Consider the following 11,028-nt stretch of genomic DNA (forward strand, 5'->3'; position numbering starts at 1 on the left):
TTCATTCAGCGCTTCGGTGCGATCCAGCGGGCCACCAGCGGGCCGCGCCGGCGGACCGACGGGGATCGGCGGGGACGGAACCTGCGCGGCGAGCACCGGCGCGGCGCGGACATCGGCGCCGCAATCGCGCTCGGTCTTGCACAACGCCTGCCATGAAGAGGACATGCCGATCCACACCGATGGGATAGCTCGATCCTAGGCACCGCCGCCACGCGGGCGATGTCGCGGGGCTGTCGTTTTGTTTCAGTGTGTTACAAGCGCGAAAGGCCGGCACCGCCTTCGTTTAGCCTGAAGACCTACGTACGGATTCCGAAATGGCCCATCCTGCGCCGCCCACCGTTCTGGTCGTCGACGACGACGACATGATGCGCGCCATGCTGGCGCGGTTCCTCGGCGACAACGGCCTGCGCGTGATCGAGGCCGGCAACGGCGCGCGCATGGCCGAACGCCTGGCCGCCGGCCCGGTCAGCGTGGTGTTGCTGGACGTGATGCTGCCCGGCGACGACGGCTTCACCCTGTGCCGCAAGCTGCGCGCGACCAGCGACGTGCCGGTGATCCTGCTGACCTCGGTCAACAGCGATACCGATCGGGTGGTCGGACTGGAGCTGGGCGCCGACGACTACATCGCCAAGCCGTTCAACCCGCGCGAGTTGCTGGCGCGGATCCGCGCGCTGCTGCGCCGGGTCGATGTCGAATGGCGCGGCGCCGCGCGCGGCGCGGAGTACAGCTTCATGGGCTGGAAGCTCAATGCGCGCCACCGCACCCTGCTGTCGCCGCAAGGCGCGCTGACCGAGCTGACCAGCGGCGAGTTCGATCTGCTGCTGGCGTTTCTGGAGCATCCGCAGCGGGCGCTGTCGCGCGATCAGTTGATCGATCTGGCCCGCGGCCGCGCGCTCAGTCCGTTCGATCGCAGCATCGACGTGCAGATCAGCCGCCTGCGCCGCAAGATCGAGACCGCGCCGCAGCGTCCCAGCCTGATCAAGACCCTGCGCAACGAAGGCTATTTCTTCGCCGCCGACGTGACGGTGAGCAACGCCGAGCCCGGCGCATGAAGGCCGATCTGGGGCTGTCGAAAGTCCGTCTGGCGCCGCGCATCGTGTTCGTGGTGTTGCTGACCATGGCCATGACCTTGCTGCTGGATCTGGCCATCGGCATGGCCCTGCGCTCGACCGGCCCGACCCTGGTCGACGAACAATCGCTGCTGCAGGAAGCCATGAGCCTGAGCGTGGCGGTGGCCGCGCTGCCGCCGGAACAGCGCGAGGAGACGGTGCGCAAGGCCGCCAGTTCGCGCCGGATCGACTTCGCCCTGCTGCGCATCGACGAGCGCCGCGACGCCTTGCCGCTGGCCGGGCTGATCGACACCATGCGCAAGCGCCTGGCCGAACGCACCGAACAACCCAACGGCGCCTACGCGGTGTCGATGAACTTCCTGCCGGCCGGGCCGGGCCGGCGCCTGCGCCAGGTCACCGTGGTGGTGCCCACGCCCGGCGCGGAACGCGGCGAAATCCTGTCGGTGGCCGCCGCGCGTTCGACCGGCGGTTATTACGTCGCCCACACCTTGCCGGCGATTCCGGCCGGCACCGTGGTCGGGCGGTTCGAACCGGCGTTTTCCGCGACCCATCCCGCGCCGGACGAGTCGGTCGCCGCGCGCGACTACTCGCAGACCGTCATCCTCGACACCGCGACCTTGCCCGCCAACATCGAAGGCCTGCCGGCCGCGGTGCCGACGACGCCGCTGATGCGGACCGCGCCGATGTCGCCGCCGCTGACCCATGTGCGCGCGCCGCCGGCGATGCAATCGGTGCTCACCCAACTGGCCGCGCCGCACCTGGGCGCGGATTTCCTGGAGAACCTGCATGTGGATCCGGCGGTGCCGAGGATTTCGGTGGCGCTGGAACTGGCCGACGGCCAGTGGCTGATCGCCAGCCCCGGCAAACCCAATCCGGTATGGCTGCGGCAGTTGCTGAAACTGTCGGGGGTGATCTTGCTGCTGGTGGCGGTGGCGATGCTGTCGATCCGCACCGCGCGCAGTTTCGTCCAGCCGCTGACCCAGTTGTCGATGGCCGCCGAACGCCTGGGCCGCGAACGCGAACCGACCCCGATCGCGGCGATGTCGATCCCCGAATACGCGGCCATCGCGCAGAAGTTCAACGAGATGCAGGTGCGGCTCAAGCGCTTCGTCGACGATCGCACCGAGCAACTGGCGGCGATCTCGCACGACCTGCGCACCCCGCTCACGCGCATGCGCCTGGTCGCCGAATACGTCGAGGACTCGCCGCGCGAGCAATTGCTGGCCGACATCTCGCAGATGGAAACCATGATCGCCGGTTTCCTGGCCTTCGCCGGCGAAGACGCCAGCATGGAGCCGCATCAGAGCGTGGACATCGCCGCCTTGCTGATCAGCCTGTGCGACGACATCGCCGATCGCGGCGGCGACGCCGATTACCAAGGGCCCGATCACGCCTACCTGCCCTGCCAGCCGATCGCGATGCGGCGCGCCTTGGCCAATCTGATCGACAACGGTTGCCGCTACGGCGACCGGGTGCGGGTGTCGCTGAGCCTGGCCGATACCGCGCTGCGGATCACCATCGACGACGACGGCCCCGGCATCGCGCCGGAGCACCATGAACTGGCGTTCACGCCGTTCCAGCGCCTCAACCACACCCGCGGCCGTCACGCCGCCGGCTCGGGCCTGGGCTTGTCGATCGCGCGCGGCGTTGTGCGCGGCCACGGCGGCGAAGTGCAACTCGCCGCCGCGGCCAGCGGCGGCTTGCGGGTCGAGATCGATCTGCCGGTTCCGGCCTGACTCAACCCGCATCGCCTGTCGACTCCGCGCGCGAACGGTTTGCCCGTACGCCGCATGAACGCAAGCGCGAACGTTCGAACAGGTTCGAAACGTGGCGCAGGCGCGCATAGCCAAACTCGATCGCATCGCAAGACCGTGCCGCGATCCATCGGCGAAACCTTCGCCGTGGCGATGCGCGCGCCGTCTTGGCGATGCGTCGCGGCAACGCCCCGGCGCCGGAGCGGAACGCCAACGCGGCCGTGAGCCGTCACGCGGTCCGCGCATGCACCAGTACCCATCAGGGGCGCGACCATGCAAAGCGAACAACTTCGTTACAACGCCTACACCGGCCACGACGGCGGCGACATCGGCCACTATCCCGAACCCGACGACACGCCCGTCGATGCCGACGGTTTCCGCCTGTATCTGGAGCGCGGATTCAACTGCGTGCGTCCGTCCGCGCAGTCGGCCTCGTACTGGCTGCAGTTGCGTGGGCGTTCCTATATCGAAAGCAAGGAAGGCCACTTCGTGCTCAAGCCGGGCCAGTGGTTCGCGCTGGAACGCGAAAGCGCGCCGAGCATCGGCACCGACCGCCGCGGCGTGTTGATCGGCTTCAGCGCCGATCCGGCCCTGCTGGCCGACATCGAACGGCATTGGCGCATCGCCTTGTTGCCGGGCGAAGGCCAACTCAGCCGCAGCGAACGCCTGACCCTGGCGCGGCTGTGGCGGCAATGCGCCGCGACCTTGTTCGCCGCCAACGACCGCTTCGAGCGTCAGCGCGCGTTCCGCCGCTTGCTCGCGGGCGTGCGCGACACCCAGAGCGATCTGGCGCTGAAGCTGCGCCATTGCCCGGGCCGGCGGGTGGCGCGGCAACGGCAGGTGTTCGCGCGGCTGCAACGCATGCGTCTGTTCCTGCGCGGCAACATCGACCGGCTGGTGCCGATGGCCGAACTGGCGGATCTGACCAGCTTCTCGCCGTGGTGGATCTCCAAGACCTTCAAGGCCGTCTACGGCGACACCGTGCAATCCACCAGCGTGGCCTTGCGGATCGAACACGCCTGCGACCTGTTGACCGCCAGCGCGCTGTCGATCGGCGAGATCAGCCACGCCTGCGGTTTCGATTCGCCGTGCAGCTTCGCCCGCACCTTCCGCGCGCGGATGGGCTGCACCGCCAGTCAATACCGGATCAATCCACACGCCAAGATCGCGCAAGTCTAGCGCCGGTAATTCCTACCCGTCCGCGCCCCCGACCGCCTTAGTTTGCGTGTGCGTTTTAACGCACACATAACAACGAAGGGGAACCGCTAGATGACGTCGTACCCACCCAAACCATTTATTTTCCGAGCCGTTTTGCCGGCGCATATCGCCTTGGCGCTGGCCGTGGTCAGCGCACCCTCGCACGCTCAGAGCGAGCAGACCGGAGGCGGCAACAAACAAGCCACCACCCTGGACCGGGTCGAGGTGGTCGGCTCGCGCATCAAGCGCGCCGATCTGGAAACCTCGCAGCCGGTGTTCACCCTGAGCCGCGAGGAAATCCAGAAGCAAGGCCTGACCTCGATCGCCGACGTGCTGCAACGCATTTCCACCAACGGCGCCGCGCTCAACCGCACCTTCAACAACGGCGGCGACGGCTCGGCCTCGATCAGCCTGCGCAACCTGGGCGCCAAGCGCACGCTGGTGCTGTTGAACGGTCGCCGCTGGAGCACGCAGCTGGACGGCTCGGTGGATCTGAACACGATTCCCTCGGCGATCATCGAACGGGTGGAAGTGCTCAAGGACGGCGCCTCGACCATCTACGGCTCCGACGCCATCGCCGGCGTGGTCAACATCGTAACCCGCAGCAATTACGAAGGCGCCGAGGCCAGCGCCTACATCGGCCAGTTCGGCCAGGGCGACGGCGGCCGCGAGGCCTACGACTTCACCCTGGGCGTGCGCAACGACCGCGGCTCGCTGCTGCTCGGCGCGTCCTACGTCAAGGAAGACGAAGTCATGGCCGGCGCGCGCAAGATCTCCGCCGGCGGCCCGCCGTTCTTCGGCGGCCAAAGCCCGGTCGGCGTGCCCGGCTCGTTCGTCGACCCCAAGGACAACAAGACCTACATCCTCGGCCCGAACGGCCAGTTCGTCCCGTTCAACAGCGACGTGCACGGCTACAACACCGCGCCCGACAACTACATGCTGACCCCGCAGGAACGCACCGGCATCTTCGCCCAGGGCCTGTACGACATCACCGACAAGGTCACCTTCCGCAGCGAGTTCCTCTACAACCAGCGCACCTCCGAACAGCTGCTGGCGGCGATGCCGGTGTCGGGCTACAAGCTCAGCAAGGACAGCATCTACAACCCGACCAAGGGCACCGCCAATCCGCGCGATCTGACCACCTCGCGCCGCTACGTCGAATCCGGCGGGCGCTCGTTCAATCAGGACGTCAAGACCTTCCACTTCTACGGCGGCTTCGAAGGCGTGTTCGATGTCGGCGAGCGCCAGTTCAACTGGGACGTGGGCTATCGCTACGACCGCACCGACGAAAACTCGCTGACCTACGGCCTGTTCAACAAGCAAGCCATCAACAACGCGATGGGCCCGTCCTTCATCGACGCCGGCGGCGTGGCCCGCTGCGGCACGCCCAGCGCGATCATTCAAGGCTGCGTGCCTATCAATCCGCTCGGCCCGATCGGTTCGATCAGCAAGCAAGCGCTGGATTACATCTCCTTCACCGCCCACGATTCGACCAAGCTGGAGTCCAAGAGCTACACCTTGAACGTCACCGGCGATCTGTTCGACCTGCCGGCCGGCCCGTTGAGCTTCGCCGCCGGTTATGAGCGGCGCAGCGAAAGCGGCCAGTTCGATCCCGACGCCTTCATCGCCTCCGGCCAGAGCACCGGCAACGGCACCAAGCCGACCAAGGGCAGCTACTCGCTCGACGATCTGTATCTGGAATTGTCGGTCCCGGTGCTCAAGGATCTGCCGTTCGCCAAGCTGCTGGATTTCTCGCTGGCCACGCGCCGCTCCGATTACGACACCTTCGGCAGCACCCTCAACAGCAAGTTCGGCTTCCGCTGGAAACCCTTCGACGACCTGATGATCCGCGGCAACTGGGCCGAAGGCTTCCGCGCCCCGGACATCATCGCGCTGTATCGCGGCGACGCCGACAGTTTCGAAAGCTATGCCGACCCGTGCTCGCGCCATTCCGGCCGCCGCTCCAACGCCGCGATCAACGCCAAGTGCCTGGCCGAGGGCCTGCCGGCCTCGTTCGAACAACCCGGATCGGGCTCGTCGCGGCAAACCCGCGAACCCTTCACCTTCGGCTCCAACCCCGACCTGATGCCGGAAACCTCGACCAGCACCACCCTGGGTTTCGTCTACAACCCCAGTTGGTTGCCGGGCTTCGACATCTCGGTGGATTGGTACCGGATCAAGATCAAGGACGCGATCACCACGCCGACCGTGCGCTTCATCCTCGACAAGTGCTACACCGGCACCGCCGCCGAGCAAGCGATCTATTGCAAGCTGTTCAAACGCGACATGAGCTATCCGGGCAGCCCGGGCATCATCACCGATATGGATCTGCGGCCGATGAACGCGGCGCAGTACGAGGTCGAAGGCTACGACATGACGATGCATTACCGTCTGCCCGAAACCCGTTGGGGCAAGTTCGCCATCTCCTGGGACACCACCTACACCGCGCGTTGGGACTTCAAGGCGACCAAGGATTCGGAAGCCGAGAAGCGTCTGGGCCGGTACTTCGGCGGCGACCGCGATCCGTACTGGCGCATCCGCTCCAACCTCAACCTGGATTGGACCTACGGCGATTTCGGCGCGACCTGGGGCATGCGCTACATGTCCGGGCTGGAGGAAGAATGCCCGCAGGCCTACGCCCAGTACTGCTCCAATCCGAAGGAGCTGACCAACCGCTTGCCGGCGACCACGTATCACGACGTGCAGTTCCGCTACAACACGCCGTGGAACGCGACCGTGGCGGTGGGTTCCAACAACGTCTTCGCCAAGGAACCGCCGCTGGCGCTGACCGCGCCGTACAACCAATTCGATCCGCAGTACGACGTGCCGGGACGTTTCTACTACCTGCAGTACCGTCAGCGCTTCTGAGCCCTCGGCCGGCCGGCGATGCTTCGCCGGCCGATTCCCCCGACCGACGCGCGCTGCGCGCACCGACCCGGCGATGTCCCCCGCCGGGCCGGTTTTTTCGTTTCCGGCGCCGCGGCAGTTTTGTTCAATACAGCGCCGGCCGCGCCGGGCAGCATCGCTCGCAATCAACGCGAGCGAATGCGATGCAACTCAGTGTGTACCTGTCGATGGCCGCCTTCGCCCTGGCCGCCTCGATCACCCCCGGCCCGGTCAACGTCGTCGCCCTCAGCGCGGGCGCACGCCACGGCCTGCGCGCGAGCGCGGCCCACGTCGCCGGCGCGACCGCCGGCTTCTGCCTGCTGTTGCTGCTGGTCGGATTGGGCCTGCACGAACTGTTGGTCCGCGCGCCGTGGATCGCCCGCCTCATCCAGTGGACCGGCGTGGCGTACCTGCTGTTCATGGCGTGGAAACTGGCCCGCGACGACGGCCGCATCGATCTCCAGCAAGCCCAGCGCGCGCCGTCGCTGTTGAGCGGCGCGATCATGCAGTGGCTCAACCCGAAAGCCTGGATGGCCGCGGTCGCCGGCATCGGCGTGTACGCCGCCGACGGCGACCTCGCCCGGATCGGCTGGTTCGTGGCGATCTATTTCGCGATCTGCTTCGTCTCGGTCGGCGCCTGGGCCTATGCCGGCGCGGCGTTGAGCGGGCGCTTGCGCGATCCGCGGCGGATGCGCTGGTTCAACCGTTCGATGGCGGCGCTGCTGGCGGCCAGCGCGATCTGGTTGCTGATCGGTTGAGCCGCTAGGCCCGGTACTGTCCGGGCGTGGCCGCGACGCGGCGTTTGAACTCGCGCTGGAAATGCGCCTGATCGGCGAAGCCGGTGGCGGCCGCGGCGTCGGCGATGCTTTCGCCGCGGCGCAGCAGCTCGCGGCCGGCGCGGATGCGGCGGTCGATCAGATAACGGTGCGGGGTCATGCCGTAGCGCGAGCGGAACGCGCGGATCAGGTACGAGGACGACAGGCCGGTGGCGGCGCAAAGATCCTCGATCCGCACCGCGTCGCGGTAATGCGCGGCGATGTAGTCGAGCGCGCGTTGCAGGCGCGGGTCGGCGGCGTGGGCCTGCGCGCTGGTAATCGTCGCGCCCGGTTGACGGTGCAACAGATCGGCGAAGAACTCGATCGCGACGGTCTGTTTGCGCAACAGCTCGGCCGCCGGATCGGTCAGCGTCCGATACAGGCGATTCAAACCGGCGTACAGAGCCGGTTCCTCGCTGAGCGCCATCGGCAAGGCTTGCAACTCGCGCCCGCGGCTGTGGCCTTGCGGACGTTGCAGATCGGCCAGCCACGCCGCGTCGACGTACAGCATCCGATACGCCCACGGCTCATCGGCGAGCGGATTGCAGGCATGCACCTCGCCCGGGTTCATCGCCACCACCGCGCCGCGCTGGACCGTCCAGCGGCGCGCGCCGTTGAGGTAATGGCTGCGTCCGCCGGTGATCGCGCCGATCGAATAGGTCTCGTGGGTGTGCTTGTCGTAGCAGACCCGGCGGCCGTCGTCGACCTGGCGCGCTTCCACGAACGGCAGGCGCGGGTCGCGCCAGAAGGTCGAAGGCCGGTCGGGAGGGGATTCGCTCATCAGGGTTGCGCCGCGGGCGTTGCGTCCAGGGTAAGGGCCTGGGGTCGGTGGGCGGGCGGATCAAGTGCGCACACTAGGTTATCGGCAACCGGGCGATTCGGCCCGTTCGCTTGGATCAGTAGCGAATGTCCTGCGCCCGCCCGCCTTCATAGGTGATATCCGCATCTTGGTCGTCGCCGCCGGTCTGGCCATCCTTTCCGAGCGAGAACAGGAGAAAACCTTTGCAGTCCTCGCGACGACGGTAGTAGTACGACCGCCCCCAGCCGTCCCGGAGCTCTTCGGGTTTCGCATACGGCCCCAAATCGGCCGGGATCGGCAGCGTCAGTGCCTCCAGCCTGCGCGGCGGACAACCGGTGTCCTGGCGGTAGATCTCGATCTTGTGCGCCAAATAGCGCAGATCAAAACTGGTCCGTTGATGCGCGCTGTGGTGATACGGGTCCGGCATCAGCACCCTCCATGCCACATGCATCGACACCGCCAAAACGAGAGCGGCCAACACAGCCGCGACGATCTTCAACTTCATCGCAGTGCGCCCTCCTAGCGCCCGGTCGGAATTTTCGCGACGCCCGCAACCGCGTTCGCGATCGCTTCGGACTGCAGGTCCCCGGCATCGCCCTCACCGCCCAAACGGCCGTCCTTGCCCAGCGAGAACACAATGAACTGCCGGCCATCGGGCTCGACCCGATAGTAGAACGGCCGCTCCCAGCCATCGACCAGCTCATTCGCGTTCGCGTAAGGGCCGAAGCGGCTTGGATGGGTCAGTTCCTCCAGGCTCGCCGGCAAGCGGCCGTTGTCCTGACGGAAGGCTTCTACCTTGCTCCCGAGAATACTGATGATGGCCCGGGTCATCGCGGGACGGTTGGGATAGTCGCATCCGCCGAAAAATCTCGGCAGCAGCCAGCCGAGCGCGAACGCAATGGCGACCGCCATCGCACCGGCGATCGCCGCGCGTCTGATCCAACGACTGCGTTTAGTGGGGCTGTCCATGCACTCGCACCGTCCCTCGGCCGCGCGGGTCTACACCGTCAACGTCATCCCAGGCCGCGCCAGTTCCACCTTCAAGCCGAACCGCTCGCCGATCTCCCCAGCCAAGGCCTCGCGCGCCTTGTCCTCGCCATGCACCAGCGCCAGCGGCGGATGGCCGGCGATCTGCCCATACCATTCGATCAACCCGTTCTGATCGGTATGCGCCGACAGCCCGCCGATGGTGTGGCGCTGCGCTTGCGCGCGCACGTCGCGGCCGTGGATGCGCACCCACTGCGCGCCTTCGACCAGGCGCCGGCCGATGGTGCCTTCGGCTTGATAGCCGACAAACACCACATGCGTCTGCGGCTTGCCCAGGTTGTGCTTGAAGTGGTGCAGGATGCGGCCGGCGTTGGCCATGCCGGAACCGGCGATGACGATGGCGCCGCGTTCGATCTGGTTGATCGCCATCGAGTCCTGCGCCGATTCGGTCAGATGCAGGTTGGGCAGATTGAACGGGTTGGGTTTTTCCTTCCACACCCGCACCGCGTCTTCGTCGAACAAATCGGTGTGGCGGTCGTAGACCGCGACCACCTTGGCCGCCATCGGGCTGTCGAGGAAAATTTTCCAGCGGCCGACGTTCCATTCGTCCCAATACTTGGCCAGCCAATACAGCAGCTCCTGGCTGCGGCCGACCGCGAACGCCGGAATCAGCACGTTGCCGCCGTCGTTCCAGGCGGTTTCCAGAATGCGCCCGAGTTCGAGGATGGTTTCGGCGCGGTCCTTGTGCAGGCGGTCGCCGTAGGTGGATTCCATCAGCACCAGATCGGCGCGGTCGATCGGCGCGGGGTCGCGCAGGATCGGCGTGCCCTTGGGGCCCAGATCGCCGGAGAACACCAGCTTGCGCTGCTCGGCATACACCTCCACCGCCGAGGAACCGAGGATGTGCCCGGCCTCGCGGAACGCGATCTCCACCCCCGGCAGGATTTCGCGGCGGCTGTCGTAGGGCAGCGCCTGTACCCGTTGCATCGTCGCCTCGACGTCCTCGCGGGTGTACAGCGGCACCGATTCGGCCTGGCCGTGCGGGCGCTTGCGGTTGTCGCGCTCGGCTTCGCTTTCGGCGATGGAGGCCGAATCCAGCAGCATGATCCGCATCAAGTCGGCGGTGGCTTGCTGCGCGTGGATGGCGCCGCGGAAGCCGCGCTTGACCAGCAGCGGCACCCGGCCGATGTGGTCGATATGGGCGTGGCTGATGACCAGCGCGTCCAGGCCGGCGGCGTCGAACGCGAACGGATCGGCGTTGCGCCGCTCGGCTTCGGGGCTGCCCTGGATCATGCCGCAGTCGAGCAGGATGCGATGGCCGGCGGCCTCGACTTCGTGCAGGGAACCGGTGACCTCGCCGGCGGCGCCGTGGAAATGAACGCGCATGATTCGATCCGCTCCTCAATGACGTCGGCCCGGTTCGGGCCGCGATCCGGGGCCGAAGTTAGCATGCGGGGGAGAAGCTAGGCGTCGGGTCTGTCTACGGCAATGGACCTCGCAGTCGCGCGGTGGCGCCGTTT

Annotated in this window: 9 protein-coding genes; 5 read left to right on the top strand and 4 right to left on the bottom strand. The window is 67.0% G+C overall.

Going from position 1 to position 11,028, the window contains the following annotated elements:
* Positions 1-314: 314 nt before the first annotated feature.
* The 5 genes from V7787_RS50655 (at position 315) to V7787_RS50675 (ending at position 7,665) form a co-directional block, all read left to right on the top strand.
* Positions 315-1,052: a response regulator gene (locus V7787_RS50655; RefSeq protein WP_336095097.1), complete on the top strand. Its 738-nt coding sequence runs from the start codon at positions 315-317 to the stop codon at positions 1,050-1,052.
* Positions 1,049-2,806 carry an ATP-binding protein gene (locus V7787_RS50660; protein WP_336095098.1) on the top strand — a complete coding sequence of 586 codons (1,758 nt, stop codon included), beginning with the start codon at positions 1,049-1,051 and terminating at the stop codon, positions 2,804-2,806. The genes V7787_RS50655 and V7787_RS50660 overlap by 4 nt, the downstream gene beginning before the upstream one ends.
* 291 nt (positions 2,807-3,097) lie before the next feature.
* Positions 3,098-4,003 carry a helix-turn-helix domain-containing protein gene (locus V7787_RS50665; protein WP_336095099.1) on the top strand — a complete coding sequence of 302 codons (906 nt, stop codon included), beginning with the start codon at positions 3,098-3,100 and terminating at the stop codon, positions 4,001-4,003.
* Between the two features lie 132 nt (positions 4,004-4,135).
* Positions 4,136-6,889, top strand: a complete 2,754-nt coding sequence (locus V7787_RS50670) for a TonB-dependent receptor (RefSeq protein ID WP_336095100.1) — start codon at positions 4,136-4,138, stop codon at positions 6,887-6,889.
* Between the two features lie 182 nt (positions 6,890-7,071).
* Positions 7,072-7,665: a LysE family translocator gene (locus V7787_RS50675; RefSeq protein ID WP_336095101.1), complete on the top strand. Its 594-nt coding sequence runs from the start codon at positions 7,072-7,074 to the stop codon at positions 7,663-7,665.
* Between the two features lie 4 nt (positions 7,666-7,669).
* Here V7787_RS50675 and V7787_RS50680 read toward each other — a convergent pair whose 3' ends face one another.
* The 4 genes from V7787_RS50680 to V7787_RS50695 form a co-directional block, all read right to left on the bottom strand.
* Positions 7,670-8,503 (bottom strand): AraC family transcriptional regulator, encoded by an 834-nt coding sequence (locus tag V7787_RS50680; protein WP_336095102.1) that lies wholly within the window; start codon positions 8,501-8,503, stop codon positions 7,670-7,672.
* A 115-nt stretch (positions 8,504-8,618) separates the two neighbouring features.
* Entirely contained in the window at positions 8,619-9,026 is a 408-nt protein-coding gene (locus V7787_RS50685; RefSeq protein WP_336095103.1) for a type II secretion system protein GspG, read from the bottom strand.
* Between the two features lie 14 nt (positions 9,027-9,040).
* Entirely contained in the window at positions 9,041-9,490 is a 450-nt protein-coding gene (locus V7787_RS50690) for a type II secretion system protein GspG (RefSeq protein ID WP_336095104.1), read from the bottom strand.
* A gap of 30 nt (positions 9,491-9,520) precedes the next feature.
* Positions 9,521-10,894 carry an MBL fold metallo-hydrolase gene (locus V7787_RS50695; RefSeq protein WP_336095105.1) on the bottom strand — a complete coding sequence of 458 codons (1,374 nt, stop codon included), beginning with the start codon at positions 10,892-10,894 and terminating at the stop codon, positions 9,521-9,523.
* Between the last annotated feature and the right edge of the window lie 134 nt (positions 10,895-11,028).

Source organism: Pseudomonas sp. CGJS7 (assembly GCF_036961695.1).

Excerpts from the sequence above, each read along its gene's own strand:
- V7787_RS50655 (WP_336095097.1), top strand. The coding sequence starts at position 315 with ATGGCCCATCCTGCGCCGCCCACCGTTCTGGTCGTCGACGACGACGAC.
- V7787_RS50660 (WP_336095098.1), top strand. The coding sequence starts at position 1,049 with ATGAAGGCCGATCTGGGGCTGTCGAAAGTCCGTCTGGCGCCGCGCATC.
- V7787_RS50665 (WP_336095099.1), top strand. The coding sequence starts at position 3,098 with ATGCAAAGCGAACAACTTCGTTACAACGCCTACACCGGCCACGACGGC.
- V7787_RS50675 (WP_336095101.1), top strand. The coding sequence starts at position 7,072 with ATGCAACTCAGTGTGTACCTGTCGATGGCCGCCTTCGCCCTGGCCGCC.
- V7787_RS50680 (WP_336095102.1), bottom strand. The coding sequence starts at position 8,503 with ATGAGCGAATCCCCTCCCGACCGGCCTTCGACCTTCTGGCGCGACCCG.
- V7787_RS50685 (WP_336095103.1), bottom strand. The coding sequence starts at position 9,026 with ATGAAGTTGAAGATCGTCGCGGCTGTGTTGGCCGCTCTCGTTTTGGCG.
- V7787_RS50690 (WP_336095104.1), bottom strand. The coding sequence starts at position 9,490 with ATGGACAGCCCCACTAAACGCAGTCGTTGGATCAGACGCGCGGCGATC.
- V7787_RS50695 (WP_336095105.1), bottom strand. The coding sequence starts at position 10,894 with ATGCGCGTTCATTTCCACGGCGCCGCCGGCGAGGTCACCGGTTCCCTG.